This window comes from Pandoraea sp. XY-2 (assembly GCF_004193915.1).
GTDB lineage: Bacteria > Pseudomonadota > Gammaproteobacteria > Burkholderiales > Burkholderiaceae > Pandoraea > Pandoraea cepalis.
Genome location: NZ_CP030849.1, coordinates 840,141 through 859,595, shown reverse-complemented (window position 1 = coordinate 859,595; position 19,455 = coordinate 840,141). Strand labels below are relative to the sequence as shown.

The 19,455-nt window shown below is 64.7% G+C and carries 15 protein-coding genes and 1 pseudogene; 6 read left to right on the top strand and 10 right to left on the bottom strand.

Features of this window, described 5'->3' with window-relative positions:
• Nucleotides 1-2: 2 nt before the first annotated feature.
• The 9 genes and pseudogenes from ubiB to DRB87_RS24115 form a co-directional block, all read right to left on the bottom strand.
• Nucleotides 3-1,568 (bottom strand): ubiquinone biosynthesis regulatory protein kinase UbiB, encoded by a 1,566-nt coding sequence (gene ubiB, locus DRB87_RS03910; protein WP_130024943.1) that lies wholly within the window; start codon nucleotides 1,566-1,568, stop codon nucleotides 3-5.
• Nucleotides 1,569-1,571: 3 nt separating this feature from the next.
• Nucleotides 1,572-2,207, bottom strand: a complete 636-nt coding sequence (locus DRB87_RS03905) for an SCP2 domain-containing protein (RefSeq protein WP_039830728.1) — start codon at nucleotides 2,205-2,207, stop codon at nucleotides 1,572-1,574.
• A 143-nt stretch (nucleotides 2,208-2,350) separates the two neighbouring features.
• A pseudogene (locus DRB87_RS03900) lies at nucleotides 2,351-3,333 on the bottom strand (TIM44-like domain-containing protein).
• Nucleotides 3,334-3,541: 208 nt separating this feature from the next.
• Nucleotides 3,542-4,276, bottom strand: coding sequence for a bifunctional demethylmenaquinone methyltransferase/2-methoxy-6-polyprenyl-1,4-benzoquinol methylase UbiE (gene ubiE / locus DRB87_RS03895; RefSeq protein WP_130024941.1), 735 nt, complete (start codon nucleotides 4,274-4,276; stop codon nucleotides 3,542-3,544).
• Between the two features lie 59 nt (nucleotides 4,277-4,335).
• Entirely contained in the window at nucleotides 4,336-4,749 is a 414-nt protein-coding gene (locus tag DRB87_RS03890) for a gamma-butyrobetaine hydroxylase-like domain-containing protein (RefSeq protein WP_130024940.1), read from the bottom strand.
• Between the two features lie 79 nt (nucleotides 4,750-4,828).
• Nucleotides 4,829-5,266, bottom strand: a complete 438-nt coding sequence (locus DRB87_RS03885; protein ID WP_130027711.1) for an HIT family protein — start codon at nucleotides 5,264-5,266, stop codon at nucleotides 4,829-4,831.
• A 74-nt stretch (nucleotides 5,267-5,340) separates the two neighbouring features.
• The gene (locus tag DRB87_RS03880) at nucleotides 5,341-7,032 is read right to left on the bottom strand and encodes a Na+/H+ antiporter (RefSeq protein WP_130024939.1); all 1,692 of its coding nucleotides are present in this window, start codon (nucleotides 7,030-7,032) and stop codon (nucleotides 5,341-5,343) included.
• A 52-nt stretch (nucleotides 7,033-7,084) separates the two neighbouring features.
• Complete coding sequence (locus DRB87_RS03875; RefSeq protein ID WP_370363927.1) at nucleotides 7,085-10,240, bottom strand: DUF3400 domain-containing protein; 3,156 nt, start codon at nucleotides 10,238-10,240, stop codon at nucleotides 7,085-7,087.
• A gap of 110 nt (nucleotides 10,241-10,350) precedes the next feature.
• Nucleotides 10,351-11,079, bottom strand: a complete 729-nt coding sequence (locus DRB87_RS24115; RefSeq protein WP_370363479.1) for a DUF3683 domain-containing protein — start codon at nucleotides 11,077-11,079, stop codon at nucleotides 10,351-10,353.
• A gap of 574 nt (nucleotides 11,080-11,653) precedes the next feature.
• Here DRB87_RS24115 and DRB87_RS03870 point away from each other — a divergent pair.
• Together DRB87_RS03870 and DRB87_RS03865 are read left to right on the top strand one after the other, a co-directional pair.
• Nucleotides 11,654-12,112 carry a (2Fe-2S)-binding protein gene (locus DRB87_RS03870; protein WP_130024938.1) on the top strand — a complete coding sequence of 153 codons (459 nt, stop codon included), beginning with the start codon at nucleotides 11,654-11,656 and terminating at the stop codon, nucleotides 12,110-12,112.
• A 15-nt stretch (nucleotides 12,113-12,127) separates the two neighbouring features.
• On the top strand, nucleotides 12,128-14,350 hold the full coding sequence (locus tag DRB87_RS03865) for a xanthine dehydrogenase family protein molybdopterin-binding subunit (RefSeq protein WP_240756171.1): 2,223 nt from the start codon (nucleotides 12,128-12,130) through the stop codon (nucleotides 14,348-14,350).
• A 217-nt stretch (nucleotides 14,351-14,567) separates the two neighbouring features.
• On the opposite strand, the gene DRB87_RS03860 is transcribed toward DRB87_RS03865, so the two are convergent.
• Nucleotides 14,568-15,167: a YqaA family protein gene (locus DRB87_RS03860; RefSeq protein WP_130024937.1), complete on the bottom strand. Its 600-nt coding sequence runs from the start codon at nucleotides 15,165-15,167 to the stop codon at nucleotides 14,568-14,570.
• 142 nt (nucleotides 15,168-15,309) lie between these two features.
• Between DRB87_RS03860 and DRB87_RS03855 the strand changes: the two genes are divergently transcribed.
• The 4 genes from DRB87_RS03855 (at nucleotide 15,310) to queF (ending at nucleotide 19,392) form a co-directional block, all read left to right on the top strand.
• The gene (locus DRB87_RS03855; RefSeq protein WP_017235558.1) at nucleotides 15,310-15,930 is read left to right on the top strand and encodes an NTP transferase domain-containing protein; all 621 of its coding nucleotides are present in this window, start codon (nucleotides 15,310-15,312) and stop codon (nucleotides 15,928-15,930) included.
• Between the two features lie 121 nt (nucleotides 15,931-16,051).
• Nucleotides 16,052-17,581 (top strand): threonine ammonia-lyase, biosynthetic, encoded by a 1,530-nt coding sequence (gene ilvA / locus DRB87_RS03850; protein ID WP_130024936.1) that lies wholly within the window; start codon nucleotides 16,052-16,054, stop codon nucleotides 17,579-17,581.
• A gap of 64 nt (nucleotides 17,582-17,645) precedes the next feature.
• Nucleotides 17,646-18,578: a 5'-nucleotidase gene (locus tag DRB87_RS03845; protein WP_130024935.1), complete on the top strand. Its 933-nt coding sequence runs from the start codon at nucleotides 17,646-17,648 to the stop codon at nucleotides 18,576-18,578.
• A complete protein-coding gene (queF, locus tag DRB87_RS03840; RefSeq protein ID WP_130024934.1) occupies nucleotides 18,565-19,392 on the top strand; it encodes an NADPH-dependent 7-cyano-7-deazaguanine reductase QueF in 828 nt (275 codons plus the stop codon). The genes DRB87_RS03845 and queF overlap by 14 nt, the downstream gene beginning before the upstream one ends.
• Nucleotides 19,393-19,455: the final 63 nt, after the last annotated feature.

The window sequence follows — 19,455 nt, the reverse complement described above, 5'->3', positions numbered from 1 at the left end:
TTTCAGAATCCGCCGTAGAGCCAGACAAACGCCGTCAACACGCCGATGGCGACGCCGCCCACCAGACAGAACGCGCCCGTCAGCAGCCGATTGGTGCGGCGTTGCTCCTGAAGTAACGCGAGCAGCACGGTGTCGTCCTGCGGACGCGCATGCGCGGCGAGCGCCTGGTGGATGAGCCGCGGCAGTTGCGGCATCGTCTTGCTCCACTGCGGCACTTCGGCCTTCAGCCGTTCAAGCCAGCCGCGCGGGCCGATCTGTTCGGCCATCCACCGTTCGAGGAACGGCTTGGCCGTCTTCCACAAATCCAGATCCGGGTCGAGCTGACGGCCGAGGCCTTCGATATTGAGCAGCGTCTTTTGCAGCAGCACGAGCTGCGGTTGAATCTCGACATTGAAGCGGCGCGACGTCTGGAACAGGCGCATGAGCACGAGCCCGAGCGAAATCTCCTTGAGCGGCCGGTCGAAGTACGGCTCGCAGACGGCGCGAATCGCCCCTTCGAGTTCTTCGACCCGCGTGTCGGCCGGCACCCAGCCCGACTCCAGGTGCAGCGATGCCACCCGGTGGTAGTCGCGACGGAAGAACGCGAGGAAATTCTGGGCGAGGTAGTTCTTGTCGAACTCGGACAACGCACCGACGATGCCGCAGTCGAGCGCGATATACCGGCCGAACGTCGCCGGATCGAGACTGACCAGGATATTGCCTGGATGCATGTCGGCGTGGAAGAAGCCGTCGCGCAGGAACTGGGTGAAGAAGATCTCGACGCCCTCGCGCGCGAGCTTCTTGAGGTCGACGCCCGCCTCGCGCAGCACGTCGATCTGGCTGATCGGCACCCCGTGCATGCGCTCCATCACGAGGACGGAGCTGGAACTGAACTCCCAATAGATCTCGGGCACCATCAGCATGCCCGAGTCGATGAAGTTGCGACGAAGTTGCGCGGCGTTGGCGGCCTCGCGCATCAGGTCGAGTTCGTCGTGCAGATACTTGTCGAACTCGGCGACCACTTCTCGAGGCTTGAGCCGTTTGCCGTCTGGCCACAGCCGCTCGACCCAACCGGCGAGATCGCGCATGAGCGCCAGATCGCTGTCGATCACGTTGAGCATATTCGGGCGCAATACCTTGACCGCGACTTCTTTGCCGGCGTGCTCGCCATCGCGAACCCGGGCGAAGTGCACCTGCGCAATCGAGGCACTCGCGACCGGCATGCGCTCGAATTCCACGAAGACGTCTTCGAGCGGGTGACCCAGCGACTTCTCGATGCTCGCGCGGGCCACTGCCGGATCGAACGGCGGCACCTGATCCTGGAGACGCGCCAGTTCCTGCGCGATATCGGGCGGCATCAGATCGCGGCGCGTCGAGAGCACTTGTCCGAACTTCACGAAAATCGGCCCCAGCGATTCAAGCGCGAGGCGCAAGCGTTCGCCGCGCGGCGCTTTGAGGCCACTGCGCCCGAACGACAACACGCGCAGCAGCCCGCGTGCAATGGGATGAGGAATGCTCGAGAGCACCAGTTCGTCGAGCCCGTAGCGGTAGCTGACGAAAAAGATCTTGATCAGACGCAGGAGGCGCATCGTTCAGCGACCTCCCAGGGGGCGGGATACCGAGGCGGCTGCCGCATCGCGCCCGGCCGTCTGGCGTTCGAGCTTCTCCAGGCGCTTTTCCAGTCGCGCGAGATCGTCGCGCAGCGTGCCGATGCCGCTGCGCATCGCATCGAGACGCCCACGCCCGACCAGCAGTGGGTTCTCTTCCACGAGGTAATCGGCGAGCGAGCGCGCCAGCGTGCCGCCGGTGCGGCGTGCGCCGGCCACCGCCGCCTTGCCGGTTTCGGTCACCCGGTGTGCCGCGGCGTCGCCGATCACCTTGCTCAGGTCTTCGGCCACCTCCCAGCGCAGATGCTGGGCCAGATAGGAGACCGTGTTGGCAAACTCGGCATCGCCCTCGATCTTGACGTGTCGCATGACAGCCGCCTGACCGCCGCCTGCGAAGTCGGCGAGCGCCGCCGGCGGCACCGCGATGCTGACGTCGCAAGACAGGTTGGCATCGGCGGCGACCAGATAGCCGTCGTCGCCCACGCGCAGACGCAGGTCGATGGCCGACATCGCCAGCCGGGCAGACGCCCCGATGTGATGGCGCAGACGGTCGCGCGCCCACGGTTCGCGGGCAAGCAAGTGGTTCACGGTGGCGGCAAAGGCTTTGGCGGCTACGGTCATGAGCTTGGCGGTCGGCCGGCGATGCGCGCCGGTCGTACCGAAAGACGCCGCCCGGCAACGAACGGCGGACGGCAAAAAAAAGAGCCCGCGCTTTAGACGCGGGCTCTCATTGTAAGGCAGGTTACGGCAAAACCGTCGTGCGCTTAGCTAGCCTGTTGAATCCCGGCGAGCACCCAGCCGCCGCTACCGGCCACCGGCTTGGTCAGGTTCCACACTTCGTTGAACGGCTCGGCCGCGGCACCCTCGGCTTCGCGGATCAGGCCCGAGAAGCGAACGCTTGCCACATACTCGACGGCCGATTCCTCGATGCCAAGCAGTTCGGCGTTGAGTTGCACGACGTCCGTGCGGTTGACCGACTTGCCGCGCTCTTCGAGGTCCATCTTGATTTCCGCGAACATCTGCGGCGTGGTGAACTCGTTGATATCGGCCTGATCGCCCTTGTCCCAGGCCGCTTGCAGACGGTTGAAGTACACCTTGGCACTGCGCAGGAATCCGTCAACATCGAAACCGGCCGGCACGCCGAACGGGGCGGCGGCTGCAGCGGCCCCCGCGGCGACGGGCACGCCCGACAGCGACGGCTGGGCCGACGACGACGCCGGTTGTGCCGGTTGTTGCGGCTGGCTGTCCCACGACTGGCGCAGCGTGTTGTTCGACGCGTCGTTGCCCGCGCCCGCATACGCCGGCGTCTGGGACTGCGACTTATTGCCGCGGAAGCGACGGATCAGCCACATCACGGCGAAGGCGATCAGCGCAATCATGATGACGTTGGCCATCATGCTGGCGAATGCGCCGCCCAGGCCGAAGTGCGAGAGCAGGGCCGCGATACCGAGACCGGCCGCCAGACCGGCGATCGGGCCGAGCCAGCGATTGGCCGGCTTGGCGGCGGCCGCCGCCCCTGCGGCACCGGCCCTGCAGCCGCCGGTGCGGCTTGCTGCGGTGCCGTGCCCGGCGTGGCTTGCGTCGGTTGTTGCGGCGCTTGCTGGCGCTGCGTCACGGTGCTGGACTGCTTGCCGATGCTCCGGCCGCCGCCAACGCGTTTGGCATCGGCATCCGCGATCGTCATGCCGACCGCCACTACGCCGGCCACCACGCCCAACAACAGCTTGTTTTTCAGGAACTGGAACATCGTTCTGGTCTCTCCGTGGAGTTTATAGGTTGCTGTCTACTGACAGGCGTCAACCGGAATGGTTCAGCACTTTTTTACGTACTAAAACCAGATGAGGCGACGGCCGATTCTGCCATAGCAGAATTAGCTTGTTCTTAGAGAAACGCCCCGGCGCGGCTTTTTTCCGCAGTCCGGGGCGCTGGGGCGCGTCAGGTAAGTGAGTGCGGACTCAGAATTTGCGTCCGATATGCAGCGCGACCACCCCTGCGGTGAGGTTGTGATATTCCACACGTTCGAGACCGGCCTGCTCCATCAGGGTCTTGAGCGTTTCCTGGTCCGGGTGCATGCGAATCGACTCGGCCAGATAGCGGTAGCTGTCGGCGTCGCCCGCAATACGCGAACCGAGCCACGGCAGCACCTTGAACGAATAGGTGTCGTACGCCTTCTCGAGCGGCTGCCAAACCTTCGAGAACTCCAGCACCATGACCTTGCCGCCCGGCTTGATCACGCGGCGCATTTCGGCGAGCGCGGCATCCTTGTGCGTCATGTTGCGCAGGCCAAACGCCACGGTGACCACATCGAAATAGTTCGACGGGAACGGCAGCTTTTCGGCATCGCACAGCAGGGTCGGGGTGACGATGCCCGCGTCGAGCAGGCGATCGCGCCCCACGCGCAGCATCGATTCGTTGATGTCGGTGAGCCAGACTTCGCCGGTCGGGCCGGCCGCGCGCGCAAATGCCTTCGAGAGGTCGCCAGTGCCGCCCGCGATGTCGAGCACCTTGAAGCCGGGGCGCACGGCGGCGCGCCCGATCGTGAACGCCTTCCAGATGCGGTGCAGTCCACCCGACATCAGGTCATTCATGATGTCGTACTTGCTCGCGACCGAATGGAACACCTCGGCGACCTTGCCGGCCTTTTCCTTCTCGTCGACGGTTTCATAACCGAAGTGGGTCTGTTGGCCCATTGCAATCTCCCTGATTCATGTAAGCGGGCGCGACACGCACGTGCGCCCCGCCGGGGGCCTCAATGGTGGTGGCAGCCACCCGCAGCCGGCGACGACATCGGCGTGTCGCGATCGACACCCGCTGCCGCGAGCTTGTCCAGGTATTCCTGCCACAGCGCGTCCTGACGCACGCACAGCTCGTAGAGGTAATCCCACGAATAGATGCCGGTATCGTGTCCGTCCGAAAACACCGGGCGCACGGCGTAATTGCCGATCGGCTCCAGGCCGGTCAGTTCGACGTCGCGCTTGCCGGTTTGCAGCGTCTCCTGCCCCGGGCCGTGGCCGCGCACTTCCGCCGACGGCGAGAGTACGCGCAGGAATTCGAACGGCAGGCGGTAGTGTGTTCCGTCCTCGTAGCCCAGTTCCAGCACCTTCGATGTGCGATGCAGCGTCAAGGAAACGGGAATCGGCGTGTCTTTCTCCAGCCCAGCCATGGTCTTGCTCCAGAATAATCGGTCGGTGCGCCGACATGCGACACATCGGCCGGCAGTATAGCCGCTCAGGCCTCAACGGTCATGCCGGCCACGCCGGAAGACGATTCAATTCCGCCACCAGGGCCTCGCGCAGGGCGGGTGTCCAGGCGGCGCGCTCGGCGAGCACCGCCGCCGGCACCTCGCGTTGCGGCGCGCTCCAGACCGAGCCGGGAAAGTGAACGTCGTCGCGATATCGCGGAATCACGTGCCAGTGCACGTGCGGCACCATGTTGCCCAGACTCGCCACGTTGATCTTGTGCGGCGACATGACCGTGCGCTGGGCGGTCTCGACGGCGAACACGGCGCGCATCACATGCTCGCGCGCCGCCGCGGGCAGATCGCTCATTTCGGCGACGTGGGCATGCCAGATCACCCGAGCGAAGCCCGGGTAGCCGATCTCGTTCGCCAGCACCACGCGCAGCACCGGGTCGCGCCATACGACGTCGCCGCCCTCTCCGGTGCAAAACGGACATTCCATCATGCGTTTTCCCTCGTTTGCCCTGCCCTCTCCGTGTGCGCCGCAGACGATTCAGGCCAGTGCTGTCAGTGCTCTCAATGCTTGTTGCGCTTGTAACGTTTGCCGGTGGCCGGGTCGACCGGGCCGAGCGCAAGTTCTGCGAAGTCGATCTCGCTGATCAGTTCGCGCAGCGTCTCGTCGTTGATGCGGTGCGCCATGCGCAGACGCGACAGTTCCCCGCGCTCGGCCTGCAGGGCGGCGGCGCGCAGCCGGCGTTCGACTTCGACCTCACGCACCGCGCGCACGCGCATCTCGTCGTCGGTAGCGTTCGACGCGTTGAGCGTGCGGCGATACCGCCCCATCACCCGCGCGGCCGCTTCGGCGCACACGGCAGTGTCGAGTTCGTCGCCCGACTTCGCAATGACTTTTTGCAGCGATTCAACGGTGCGGATCGCCGCCTCCGACGCCGCGAGGCGCGCCTCGCCCATCTCACGATTGCGCGGGTCTTCGACCGGCCAGCGCACGCCGCGCAGCAGGAACGGCAACCCGAGGCTGCCGCCGACAAGCGAGAGCAGAATCACGCCAGCGGCCAGGAAAATCAGCAGATCGCGTCCCGGAAACGGCGCGCCGCCCGGCAGGGCCAGCGGCACCGAGAGCGCACCGGCCAGCGTCACCGCGCCGCGCACGCCCGAGAGGGCCGTCACGCCAGTGAAGCGCATGCCGGGCTTCATTGTGATTTCGCCACGTCGCATACCGAGAAAATACATCACGCGCCACGCCACCCACACCCAGCAGAAGCGCAGCACGATGAGCACCGCCGAAATCGCGCCGACGTAGGCCATCAGTTCGCCGAGATTGAGCAGCGTTCCCCAATGCGGCTCGCCGGGACGCAACGCGGCACGCACGATGTCAGGCAATTGCAGGCCGAGCAGCACGAACACTGCGCCATTGAACACGAATTCGAGCATCGACCACACCCCGTTACCGAGAATGCGGGTGGCGGTGCGGGTATTGAGCAGATCGGTCGAGCTGACCGTCATGCCGGCGGCCACGGCGGCGAGAATGCCCGAGAAGCCGAAATGTTCGGCCAGCAGATAGGCGGCGAACGGCATGAGCAACAGCAGCAGCACGAGCGTCGCCGGCTCTTCGGTGGACGCCGCCATCACGCGTCGATGGAACTGTGTGAACAGCCACGTCACGGCCCAGCCGGCGAGCAGGCCGCCCAGCGCGATGACGAAAAACGAGAACGTGGCGTTACCGATCGAAAAGAGTCCCGTGGTCGCGGCCACGATGGCGAACTTGAACGCGACCAGGCCCGACGCGTCGTTCATCATCGCCTCGCCTTCGAGCACGTGCATGAGTCGCGTGGGCATCTGCAGGCGTGCGGTGATGGCGGAGACGGCCACGGCATCGGTCGGCGAGAGCACGCCGCCGAGCGCGAATGCCACGGCGAGCGGAATCGACGGAATCATCCAGTGGATGAAATAGCCCACGCCGAGCACCGTGAAGATCACCAGGCCGAGCGCCATCGCGACGATCGGCACGCGCAGGTGCCAGAACTCGCGTTTGGGCATGCGCCAGCCGTCGGCGAAGAGCAGCGGCGGGATGAACAGCAGGAAGAAAATCTCGGGGTCGAGATCGATGTGCAGCCCCGCGCCCGGAAAAGCGAGCGCGGCGCCCACGGCGATCTGCACGATCGGCACCGGCAGGACTTTGACGTAGCTGACCAGCACGCCGGTCAGCGCCACCACAAACAGCAGGATCAGCGCGGTGAGGACTACGCCCATGCCGCCTCCATGGTCCGTCGGTCAGGCATCGGCCGCGTCCCCGAGCGGGCCATCAGACCAGCACGCGTTCGATGCCGCCGTGGTTCGCATCCTTGACATAGTCCACCAGCCACTCATCGCCCAGCACGTGCTTGGCGATTTCCACGACGATATAGTCCGCCGTGATGTCGGCGTCGTCGTTATAGCGCGACAGCCCTTGCAGGCACGACGGGCAGCTCGTCAGGATCTTGACGTCCTGGACCTTGCCGTCCGCGCGCAGCTTCGCCGCGCCCTTGCGCATCTCCTCTTCCTTGCGGAAGCGGATCTGCGTCGAGATGTCCGGACGCGTAACCGCCAGCGTGCCCGACTCACCGCAGCACCGGTCGTTCTTCTCGATCTTGTAGCCGTCGTGCTCGCTGCCCATCAACTGGTTCACGAGCTTGACCGGGTCCATCGTCTTGATCGGCGTGTGGCACGGGTCGTGATACATGTAGCGCGTACCGTTCACGCCTTCAAGCTTCACGTCCTTCTCGAGCAGGTATTCGTGGATGTCGACGATACGGCAGCCCGGGAAGATCTTCTCGAATTCATAGCCCGCGAGCTGGTCGTAACAAGTGCCGCACGACACGACCACGGTCTTGATATCGAGATAGTTCAGCGTGTTCGCCATGCGGTGGAACAGCACGCGATTGTCCGTCACGATCTTCTCGGCCTTCTCGCCCTGCCCCGAGCCGCGCTGCGGATACCCGCAGCACAGATAGCCCGGCGGCAGCACCGTCTGCACGCCCACATGCCAGAGCATCGCCTGCGTGGCGAGCCCGACCTGCGAGAACAGGCGCTCCGAGCCGCAGCCCGGGAAATAGAACACCGCTTCCGAATCGACCGTGGTGGTCTTCGGATTGCGAATGATCGGCACGACCTTGTTGTCTTCGATGTCGAGCAGTGCGCGCGCCGTCTTCTTCGGCAGGTTGCCCGGCATCTTCTTGTTGACGAAGTGGATCACTTCCTCGCGCAGCGGCGGCTTGCCCACCGTCGCAGGCGGACGCGCCGTCTGCTTCTTCGCGAGCTTCTTGAAGATATCCGCGCCGAAACGCTGTGCCTTGTAGCCCCACTCGATCATCACCTTGCGAGTGATGTTAATCGTCTCCGGGTTCGTAGCGTTCAGGAAGAACATCCCCGCAGCGGCGCCCGGGTTGAACTTCTTCTTGCCCATCTTGCGCAGCAGGTTGCGCATGTTCATCGTCACGTCGCCGAAGTCGATCTTCACCGGACACGGCGTCACGCACTTGTGGCAGACCGTGCAGTGATCGGCCACGTCGTTGAACTCGTCCCAGTGCTTGATCGACACCCCGCGGCGCGTTTGCTCTTCGTACAGAAACGCCTCGATGAGCAGCGACGTTGCGAGAATCTTGTTGCGCGGGCTGTAAAGCAGGTTCGCGCGCGGCACGTGCGTGGCGCACACCGGCTTGCACTTTCCGCAGCGCAGGCAGTCCTTCACGCTGTCCGCGATCGCGCCGATATCCGACTGCTGCATGATCAGCGACTCATACCCCATCAGCCCGAAGCTGGGCGTATAGGCATTGCGCAGGTCGGCGGGCAGATCCGGCATATCGAGCAGCTTGCCCTTGTTGAAGCGTCCTTCCGGGTCCACGCGTTGCTTGTACGCGCGGAATTCGCCGATCTCGGCCTCCGTCAGGAACTCCAGCTTGGTGATGCCGATACCGTGTTCGCCCGAGATCACGCCATCGAGCGAACGGGCGATGGCCATGATGCGTGCCACCGCCTTGTGCGCATCCTGGAGCATCTCGTAGTTATCCGAGTTCACCGGGATGTTCGTGTGCACATTGCCGTCACCCGCGTGCATGTGCAGCGCGACGAACACGCGGCCGTGCAGCACGCGCTTGTGAATCGCTTGTGCTTCCTCCAGGATCGGCTTGAACTCCGCGCCCGAGAAAATCTTGCGCAGTTCCCCGCGAATCTCCTGCTTCCACGACACGCGCACCGTACGATCCTGCAGCAAGTCGATGAGTCGGGTGTGCGGCTGCTTGCTCAGCCGATCGTTGAGCGCCACGTTAAGGTCGCGCACGCCGTGTCGGTTGAGCAGCGGAATCGCTTCGGCCAGCGGCAGTTCGAAATGATCGCGCAGGAACACCCAGCGCGCGCGCACGTCGCGCAGCAGCGTGAGTGCCGTTTGCACGCGATCTTCCAGCAGTTCGGCCGACGGAATCTCGTTGGCGTCGTCGGTCTTGCCCAGCGGCAGATTGCCGGCGTCGAAGAAGGCCTCGAGCGCATCGACCAGTTGCAGCTTGTTCTTGAGCGACAGCTCGATGTTGATGCGTTCGATGTGATCCGTGTACTCGCCCATGCGCGGCAGCGGAATCACCACGTCTTCATTGATCTTGAAGGCGTTGGTGTGGCGCGCGATGGCGGCGGTACGCGAACGGTCGAGCCAGAACTTTTTGCGAGCTTCGGCCGACACCGCGACGAAGCCTTCGCCGCTCTTGCCGTTGGCCATGCGAATCACTTCCGACGTCGCCTGTGCGACGGCGTTGTCGTCGTCGCCGACGATATCGCCGATCAGCACCATCTTCGGGAAGGCATTGCGCTTCGACTTCGTGGCATAGCCCACGGCGCGCAGATAGCGTTCGTCCAGATGCTCCAGGCCCGCCAGAATCGCGCCGCCGGCCGCCGTCTGCGCGAACATGTAGTCCTTGATCTCGACGATGCTCGGAATCGCTTCCTTTGCCTGGCCGAAGAACTCCAGACACACCGTGCGCGTGTGCGCGGGCATCTTGTGCAGAATCCAGCGCGCGCTCGTGATCAGACCGTCGCAGCCTTCCTTCTGAATGCCCGGCAGACCGGCGAGGAACTTGTCCGTGACATCCTTGCCAAGCCCTTCCTTACGAAAACGCTTGCCTTCGATGTCCAGCTTTTCCGTCTTGAGCAGCACGGCGCCCGGCGCGTAATTGCCGTCGAACCACGTCAATTCGAAGCGGGCGACCGGAATGTCGTGAATCTTGCCGAGATTGTGATCGAGACGGGTGACCTCGAGCCAATTGCCCTGCGGGTCGACCATGCGCCACCACGCGAGGTTATCGAGCGCGGTGCCCCACAGCACGGCCTTCTTGCCGCCGGCGTTCATCGCCACGTTGCCACCGATGCACGATGCGTCGATCGACGTCGGGTCGACCGCGAACACCAAGCCAGCGCGCTCGGCGGCCTCGGCCACACGACGCGTCACCACGCCCGCGCCCGAGAAAATCGTCGGCACCGGCTCGTCGACACCCGGCAGCGCCGAGTACTCGACCTCATCGAGCTGCTCGAGCTTTTCCGTATTGATCACGGCCGAGAACGGCGTGAGCGGAATCGCGCCCCCGTGTAGCCGGTGCCGCCTCCGCGCGGAATGACCGTCAGTCCCAACTCGAAGCACCCCTTCACCAGCGCCGCCATTTCGGCTTCGCTGTCCGGGGTGAGCACGACGAACGGATACTCCACGCGCCAGTCCGTCGCGTCCGTCACATGCGAGACGCGCGACAGACCGTCGAACTTGATGTTGTCGTGGGCGGTCGTGCGGCCCAGCACCTTCTTCGCGCGACGGCGCAGCTCGGCCATCTTCGCGAACTCCTCGGCGAAATCCGCCACGGCACGGCGTGCCGCCACCTCCAGTTGCTCCACACGGGCGGCGCGTTCGCGGCCATTCGCATCGGCGTTCGCGGCCACATCCGCGCGGCGACGCTTGTCGATCTCGTTCAGACGATGGTCCAGCGCGTCGATCAGCAGCTTGCGGCGCTTCGGATTATCGAGCAGGTCGTCCTGCAGATAAGGATTGCGGCGAACCACCCAGATATCGCCGAGTACCTCGTAGAGCATGCGGGCCGAGCGGCCGGTGCGGCGCTCCGCGCGGAGTTCGTCGAGGATGTGCCAGGCGTCGGCGCCCAGCAGGCGCATGACGATTTCGCGGTCCGAAAACGACGTGTAGTTGTAGGGAATCTCGCGCAGTCGCGGCGGCTGGGCGGCGAGTGCATGCTTGGCGTCGTGCGGCTCGAAGGCGGGCAAGGGTGCGTTCATCTTGTCGGGCTCGTCAATGCGGCGGTGCATCCGCCGTCGGCGTTCGTCTCGCGAGACGCGCCGAAAGTCAAAATCGGGTAAGCGCAATGGATGCCGGCGGCAAGCGCGACGGGTGCGCGCGGGCCGGCAACAGACGATCTGCGGTCAACGAGATCGACGACTGCCGTGCGAAGACGTCGATGACGAATCGTGTTCGATCATCGCGTAGAAACACAGGGGGGTGAGGCAGTTCGTGCGCATGCCCAGATCTTTCTTCCGGCTTGGGAACAGGTTGGTAGGGGAATGTAGCCAGAATTGTACTTCATTGCACCGCAACACGTCGGCGCCGTGCCGAATTCGCCGCGAGGCGCGAGATTCCCCTCCTTCCCGACGCGCCGGCGCGTTCACTGCCGCGTTGACCGCCCCTACACGAGCGCCGGCCCGTTCGCATTCCCGCCATATCGCCGCCCTTCTTGCTGGTCGCTATATCCGAATGGATACAACGACTTATGACACACGCCTGCGCTGAAACTTTCACCGAATGGGAGTATGTTTTGCCGATCCCCAGTCTCTCCACCCGTCAAGAGGTGTCTCTATGGTCTCGTTTCAACTGAACGGCCGTGCCGTGCAGGTCGATGTCGACCCGGCCACTCCCCTGCTCTGGACGCTGCGCGACGCGCTCAACATGACCGGCACCAAGTTCGGTTGCGGCATGGCGCTGTGCGGCGCGTGCACCGTGCATCTCGACGGCGCGCCCATCCGAAGCTGCATCACCCCGGTCTCCGCCGTCGCGGGAAAGGCCATCACCACCATTGAAAACGTCGGGGCGGACGCCGTCGGGCGTGCTGTGCAGAACGCCTGGGTCAAGCACGACGTGCCCCAGTGCGGCTACTGCCAGAGCGGCCAGATCATGTCCGCCACGGCCTTGCTGCGCGAGAACAAACAGCCCAACGACGAACAGATCGACGCCGCCATGTCCGGCAACATCTGCCGTTGCGGCACCTACGCCCGCATTCGTGCGGCGATCAAAGACGCTGCGGCGTCGCTGGCCTGAAGCGAGGAGATACCCATGCGTGAACTTCGCTTTTCCCCGCGCCCTGGCGTCGCCGTGGGCGACTTCGCCGGCCTGACGCGCCGAGTATTTCTCAAGACCTCGGCGCTTGCGGCCGGTGGCCTCATGCTCGAAATGTCGCTGCCCGGCGCCATGCGAGCAGCCAGCGCCCAGGGTGCGGCCGCCACGCCGGTCGTGCCCTCGGCCTTCGTGCGCATCGCCCCGGACGACACCGTCACCATCCAGGTCAACCGCCTCGATTTCGGACAAGGCGTACAGACGGCGCTGCCCATGCTCGTCGCCGAAGAACTCGATTGCGACTGGGCCAAAGTGCGCAGCGAGCTGGCGCCGGCGGCCGACGTCTACAAAGACCCCGTGTTCGGCATCCAGATGACGGGGGGCTCGGGCTCCGTCGCGCATTCGTGGCTGCAATACCGGCGCATTGGCGCATCTGCGCGGGCCATGCTCATCGCGGCCGCGGCCCAACAGTGGAAAGTGCCGGCGGCGCAGTTGCGTACCGAGAACGGCGTCGTGCTCGGCCCGAACGGCCAGCGCGCCACGTACGGCAGTCTTGCCGCCCGCGCGCAGGCGCAGCCGGTGCCGGCCGATGTCGCGCTCAAGGAACCTTCGGCGTTTCGCCTGCTTGGCAAGCCGACGGGACGGCTCGACGCGCGGGCCAAGTCCATGGGCGTGCCGATGTACGGCATGGACTTCAAGCTACCGAACCTGAAAGTTGCTGTCGTTGCTCGCCCGCCCGTGTTCGGTGCCAAAGTGAAGCAGTTCGACGCCAAAGCTGCGCGGGCGGTCAAGGGCGTGCGCGATGTCCTTGAAATTCCGGACGATCGAGGCGGCACCGCCGTGGCCGTCATTGCCGATGGCTACTGGCAGGCCAAGACCGGGCGCGACGCGCTCAAGGCCACGTGGGACACGACGGGCGTCGAGCATGTCGATACGACCGCGCAACTGGCCAAATACGTGGAAATGGCCAAGACCCCGGGCACGGTCGCGATCGATGCGGACATCTCGAAGCTCAAGGGTGCGCCCAAGACCCTCGTCGCCGAATACCATTTCCCCTACCTGGCGCATGCGCCGATGGAGCCGCTCAACTGCACCGTGCAGCTTACCGACAAGGGCGCGCAAGTGTGGACCGGCACGCAGTTCCAGACGGTCGACCAGGCCGCCATTGCGCGCACGCTCGACCTCAAGCCCGAGCAGGTCAAACTGCACACGCTCATGGCGGGCGGCGGATTTGGCCGCCGCGCGGTCCCGACGTCCGACTATGGGGTCGAGGCGGCCCAGGTGGCGAAAGCGTGGCGGCGTGCGGGGCATCGCGAGCCGGTGAAAGTGATCTGGAGCCGGGAAGACGACATCCATGGCGGCTACTACCGTCCGATGTACGTCCATCGTGCCGAGATCGGCCTGGATGCCAAGGGCAACGTGCTGGCGTGGGATCACACCATCGTGGGTCAGTCGATTTTGCAGGGCACGCCGTTCGAAAAGATGATGGTCAAGAACGGCATCGACGGCACCAGCGTCGAGGGCGTTGCGGGCACCCCATATGCGGTGCCGTTGCGGCTCACCTTGCACAGTCCACAGGTCAATGTGCCGGTGCTGTGGTGGCGGTCCGTGGGCAACACGCATACGGCGTACGTCATGGAAACATTGATAGACGAATTATCGAAGGAAGCGGGTCAGGACCCGGTGGCGTATCGCTACGGGCTGATGGGAGATAAGCATCCTCGGCACCGGGAGGCGCTGGCGTTGGCGGTTGAACGTTCCGGCTATGGAAAGACGGCATTACCGTCGGGCCAGGCGTGGGGTGTGGCGGTGCATGAGTCGTTTGATTCCGTGGTGGCGTACGTCGTAGTGGCTGAGATGCACAATGATTCACCGCGTTTGGTGAGCGTGACGGCGGGGGTGCATTGCAATTTCGCGGTCAACCCGTTGACGGTGGCGGCGCAGGTCGAGGGAGCGGCCTTGATGGGATTGGGGATGACGATACCGGGCGCGGCGATCACGATGAAGGATGGAGAAGTTGAGCAGAGCAACTTCCATCAGTACATGGTGGCGCGTTTGCCCGACATGCCGGCCATCAGTGTGCACATTGTGGGTTCGGGGGATGCACCGACGGGGATGGGTGAGCCGGGGTTGCCGCCGTTGGCGCCGGCGTATGCGAACGCGATATTTGCGTTGACGGGCAAGCGGCTGCGGGCGTTGCCGTTCGACCTGACGAAGGCGTAACGGAAAAGGAGGCAAGGCGTAGCGCAAGCGCACGTCGGGCGGGTTGGGCTTGGGACAGCGTGACGGTTGGCCGGACCGGGGCCCCTTTCTGCAGCGAGTTGGGTTTATGTCTGAGAGGCGGAAAGGGGCCCCGGTCCGGCCTCTCGGGCATAGGAAGAAGGAAGCGCGGGGCATGACCACCGGTGTGTGCGTGTCGGTCCGGGCGTCAGCCCGGTCGTCAGCCAATGAGCAGGTGTTTAAAGGGCGCAACGATGCCGTGCCAAAACGACTCGGGCACGCGCAGCATCAGAAACGTGACGGCGACATAGCGAAGCGTCTTGCCGACGGCGATATAGAAGAGGCATTCGCGCCAGGAGAGTCGCAGCCATCCGGCGAGGGTACAGAGCGGGTCGCCGACCACGGGAAGCCAGGAGAGCAGGAGCAGGGGTGGGCCGAAGCGGCGCATCCAGCGGTGATAACGCTCGCTCATCGGGGCTTGTCCGTTGGGCCGCTTCCCGCCGGAGGGTTCCGGAATCGAGCCGCCCGCGAGTACGGCGGTACGGGCGTGAGCGCGCCGGCGGGCTTTCAGGCGAACGAAGCCGCGTCGAGCGGCGAAGCCCATCCACCAGTCGAGCATGCCGCCCGCGGTATTGCCCACGCTCGCCACGACGATGGCGGGCCAGAACATATGCGGATTGAGCGTCACATAGCCGAACAGCGCGGGCTCCGAGCCCATGGGCAGAAGTGTGGCCGACAGAAACGACACCAGGAAAATGGCCGGCAAGCCGACGCCGGGCAGGGCCAGCACGCCGAGCAGCCAGGTGATGAACGACTCCATGCAACTCCGGGAAAAGACAAAAACGGCTGAGAAAAGCGGGTAACGCTGCCACCATGACCGACCGGACGGTCGGGACATCCCGCACGACGGGTACGCACACACGTTTGGCAGAAACGAAAAGTCTGGCGCATAATGCACGACCATGACCCGACCCTCGACGCCGCCCGTGGCCATTCTACTGGCAGGCGGACTCGGTACCCGCTTCGATGCGGCGGGGCGCAGGAACAAGCTGCTCGCGCCGCTGCCTGGCGATCCCCTGAACCGACCCGTTGCCCTTGCCAGCGCCCACGCGCTGCTGGCCGTATTGCCGCGCGTCATCGCGGTCGTGCGCCCGGACTCCGCCGAGTTGGAGAGCGTGCTGCTGCAAGCCGGTTGCGAAGTCGTCATGAGCCACGCCACCCAACGCGGCATGGGCGCAACGCTCGCCGCCGGCATCCGGTCCGGTGTCGACGAAGCGCCGCCCTCGGGGCTCGAACATCTCGACGGCTGGCTCATCGCGCTGGCCGACATGCCCTACATTCATCCGAACACCATTCGCGCGATTGCCGGCGGACTCACGTCGCCCGACGCCATCGTCGCTCCGAGTTACCAGGGACAACGCGGCCACCCCGTCGCGTTCGGTTCCGCCCTGACACCGCGCCTGAGCGCCCTCGATGGCGACATCGGCGCGCGCGACCTGTTGATTAGCGGGCACATTACGATCGTCGATGTCGACGACGCCGGAATCGTGCGCGACATCGACACCCCAGACGACCTTCGCTAGGGCGCGCACTCTCCTTTCCCGATTTTTCCCGAGAAACCAAGCGCGACCGCCCCGGCGGACGTGCTGGTCTATCATTGTCCTTTCGTTCCTCGATGTGCCTAACCTGAAGACGCCTTAAATCATGTCCGACGCAGCTCCCGACTATCTGAAGAAGATCCTGACCGCCAAAGTCTACGACGTCGCCAAAGAAAGCGAACTCGAACTCGCACGCACGCTCTCCATGCGTCTGCACAATCGAATTTATCTCAAGCGCGAAGACAACCAGACGGTGTTCTCCTTCAAGATTCGGGGCGCATACAACAAGATGGCCAACCTGAGCGAAGCCGACCGCGAGCGCGGCGTGCTCACCGCCTCGGCGGGCAATCACGCGCAAGGCGTCGCGTTCTCTGCTGCGCGCCTGGGCTGCAAGGCCGTCATCGTCATGCCCGTCACCACGCCGCAGGTGAAAATCGAAGCCGTGAAAACCCACGGCGGGCGCGCCGTCGAAGTCGTGCTCGCGGGCGACTCCTACAGCGACGCCTACGCCCACGCGATGACATTGCAAGAAGAGCGCGGCCTGACCTTCGTGCCCCCGTTCGACGACCCCGACGTCATCGCCGGCCAGGGCACCATCGCCATGGAAATCCTGCGCCAGCACCAGGGACCGCTGCATGCGATCTTCGTACCCATCGGTGGTGGCGGCCTGGCCGCGGGCGTCGCCGCCTACGTCAAGGCCGTGCGGCCCGAGATCAAAGTCATTGGCGTGCAATCCGTCGACTCCGACGCCATGGCCCAATCGATCCACGCAGGCGAACGTGTCCTGCTGAGCGACGTCGGCCTCTTCGCCGATGGCACCGCCGTCAAATACGTCGGCGCCGAGACCTTCCGCCTGTGCGCGGCCTATCTCGACGAAGTCGTGCGCGTGGACACCGACCAACTCTGCGCCGCCATCAAAGACGTCTTCCAGGACACCCGCAGCGTGCTCGAACCGTCGGGTGCCTTGTCCGTGGCCGGGGCCAAGCTCTACACCGAGCGCGAAAAGCTCAAAGGCGAAACGCTCGTCGCGATCACCTCCGGCGCCAACATGAACTTCGACCGCCTGCGCTTCGTGGCAGAGCGTGCCGAAGTCGGTGAGGCCCGCGAAGCCGTGTTCGCCGTCACCATTCCAGAAGCGCGCGGCAGCTTCAAGCGCTTCACCGAAGTGGTGGGCAACCGCAACGTGACCGAGTTCAACTATCGCATCAGCGAAGCGTCGAGCGCCCACATCTTCGTGGGTATCCAGATGCACAACCGCGACGAAGGCGAGCGCATCAAAGCCGGCTTCGAACGCCACGGCTTTCCCACGCTCGACCTGTCCAACGACGAACTCTCCAAGCAGCACATCCGCTACATGGTCGGCGGCCGCTCCGCACTCGCCAGCCATGAAGTGCTGTACCGCTTCCAGTTCCCGGAGCGTCCGGGCGCGCTGATGACATTCCTCTCGGCCATGAGCCCGAACTGGAACATCAGCCTGTTCCACTACCGCAACCAGGGGGCCGATTACAGCAATATCCTCGTGGGGATTCAAGTGCCCGAGAACGAGAAGGCCGCGTTCCGCGACTTCCTCGCCACGCTCGGCTATCCTTACTGGGACGAGAGCGACAACCCGGTCTACAAGCTGTTCCTGGCGTAAGCCGGCCCCGATATACGGCCGACGCCGCCGCTCAACGCCACACGACAGGAGTTTCGCTGCCACCATGCCGATCACGCTCGAGAACAAACTCGTTGTCGCGATATCCTCGCGCGCGTTGTTCGACTTCGAAGAAGAGAACCGCGTGTACGAGGCCGGGGTGGCCGGCGGCGACGACCGATCGTACCGGCAGTACCAGCTCGACCGCCTCGACGTGCCCGCACGCGTCGGCGTCGCCTTCCCGCTCGTGCAGAAGCTCCTCGCCTTCAACCAGGGCAACGAGATCGACAGCCACCGCGTGGAAGTCGTCGTGCTCTCGCGCAACGATCCCGTGAGCGGCATGCGCGTGTTTCGTTCGGCGCGTCAGGTCGATCTCAAGATCGAGCGCGGCGTGTTCACGCGCGGGCGCGATCCGTTCGGTTATCTCAATGCGCTGGGCGCGCACCTGTTCCTCTCAGCCAACGAGCGCGACGTGCGCAGCGCGTTGGTGGCGGGCTTTCCCTCGGCCCGCGTCTATCCCGACTCGGCGAAAAAGGCCGAGCTGCATCCCGACGAAATCCGCATCGCCTTCGACGGCGACGCCGTGCTCTTCTCCGACGAAGCCGAGCGGGTCTTCCAGCGCAACGGCCTCGACGCGTTCCAGCAGCATGAGACCGAACGCGCCGCGACCCCGCTGCCGCCGGGTCCGTTCAAGCCGCTGTTGCAGGCCCTGCATCGCCTGCAGAGCCTGGCGGGCCACGAAGTGCCGGTCAAAATCCGCACGGCGCTGGTCACGGCGCGCTCGGCCCCGGCCCACGAGCGGGCCATCCGGACGCTGATGGACTGGAAAATCGACATCGACGAAGCGATGTTCCTGGGTGGGCTCGACAAAGGCGCGTTCCTGCGCGAATTCGAGCCCGATTTCTTCTTTGACGATCAGACACGCCACTGCGAGTCCGCTGCGCGGGTGAGCCCGACCGGACACGTTATCAGCGGCATAGCCAACCATGACCACGCCTGACCAATCTCCGCTCGGCAAGGAAGTTGCCTACACCGAGCAATACGCCCCGTCCCTGCTCTTCGCGATCGCCCGCGCCCCGGCGCGCGCGGCCATCGGCGTGCCCGACGTCCTGCCGTTCTTCGGCGCGGACATCTGGAACGGCTACGAACTCTCGTGGCTCAATGAAAAGGGAAAACCGCAGATCGCGCTGCTCACGGCCATGGTGCCGGCCGACTCGCCGAACATCATCGAATCGAAATCGTTCAAGCTGTATCTCGGCTCGTTCGCCCAGACCAAGCTGGCGAATGCCGATGCCGCCCGGGCGCTGATTCAGCAGGATCTGTCCGAAGCCGCGGGCGCGGCGGTGCAGGTGCGTCTCGTCGAGCCGGGCGGCTTCGCCAAGCTCGAACTCGACGAACTCGACGGTATGCTCATCGACCGGCTCGATATCGACACGGATATCTATTCGCCGGATGCGGCCTTGCTCAAGGCCGCGCAGGGTGAAGCGCCCGTGGAGGAAACCCTCGTCTCGAATCTGCTCAAGTCCAACTGCCCGGTGACTGGACAACCCGACTGGGGCAGTCTGCAGATTCGCTACGTTGGCCCGCCCATCGATCAGGAAGGGCTGCTGAAGTACGTGATTTCGTACCGACGCCACACTGGTTTTCACGAGCAATGCGTGGAGGGCATCTTCATGGATGTCCTGCGCCAGTGCCAACCGAGCCAGTTAGCCGTCTATGCGCGCTACACGCGGCGTGGCGGACTCGACATCAATCCGTTTCGCACGAACTTCACGTTGCCGATGCCGGACAACGCCCGCACGGCTCGCCAATAAATCCAACGGCGAAAAAAAGCGACGGGCTGATGAGGCCCGTCGCCAATCCGCGCACATCAGGAG

Excerpts from the sequence above, each read along its gene's own strand:
- DRB87_RS03855 (WP_017235558.1), top strand. The coding sequence starts at position 15,310 with ATGACCCGACCCTCGACGCCGCCCGTGGCCATTCTACTGGCAGGCGGA.
- ilvA (WP_130024936.1), top strand. The coding sequence starts at position 16,052 with ATGTCCGACGCAGCTCCCGACTATCTGAAGAAGATCCTGACCGCCAAA.
- DRB87_RS03870 (WP_130024938.1), top strand. The coding sequence starts at position 11,654 with ATGGTCTCGTTTCAACTGAACGGCCGTGCCGTGCAGGTCGATGTCGAC.
- DRB87_RS03880 (WP_130024939.1), bottom strand. The coding sequence starts at position 7,032 with ATGGGCGTAGTCCTCACCGCGCTGATCCTGCTGTTTGTGGTGGCGCTG.
- DRB87_RS03845 (WP_130024935.1), top strand. The coding sequence starts at position 17,646 with ATGCCGATCACGCTCGAGAACAAACTCGTTGTCGCGATATCCTCGCGC.
- DRB87_RS03885 (WP_130027711.1), bottom strand. The coding sequence starts at position 5,266 with ATGGAATGTCCGTTTTGCACCGGAGAGGGCGGCGACGTCGTATGGCGC.
- ubiE (WP_130024941.1), bottom strand. The coding sequence starts at position 4,276 with ATGGGCCAACAGACCCACTTCGGTTATGAAACCGTCGACGAGAAGGAA.
- DRB87_RS03890 (WP_130024940.1), bottom strand. The coding sequence starts at position 4,749 with ATGGCTGGGCTGGAGAAAGACACGCCGATTCCCGTTTCCTTGACGCTG.
- queF (WP_130024934.1), top strand. The coding sequence starts at position 18,565 with ATGACCACGCCTGACCAATCTCCGCTCGGCAAGGAAGTTGCCTACACC.
- DRB87_RS03905 (WP_039830728.1), bottom strand. The coding sequence starts at position 2,207 with ATGACCGTAGCCGCCAAAGCCTTTGCCGCCACCGTGAACCACTTGCTT.
- DRB87_RS24115 (WP_370363479.1), bottom strand. The coding sequence starts at position 11,079 with ATGAACGCACCCTTGCCCGCCTTCGAGCCGCACGACGCCAAGCATGCA.
- DRB87_RS03860 (WP_130024937.1), bottom strand. The coding sequence starts at position 15,167 with ATGGAGTCGTTCATCACCTGGCTGCTCGGCGTGCTGGCCCTGCCCGGC.
- DRB87_RS03865 (WP_240756171.1), top strand. The coding sequence starts at position 12,128 with ATGCGTGAACTTCGCTTTTCCCCGCGCCCTGGCGTCGCCGTGGGCGAC.
- ubiB (WP_130024943.1), bottom strand. The coding sequence starts at position 1,568 with ATGCGCCTCCTGCGTCTGATCAAGATCTTTTTCGTCAGCTACCGCTAC.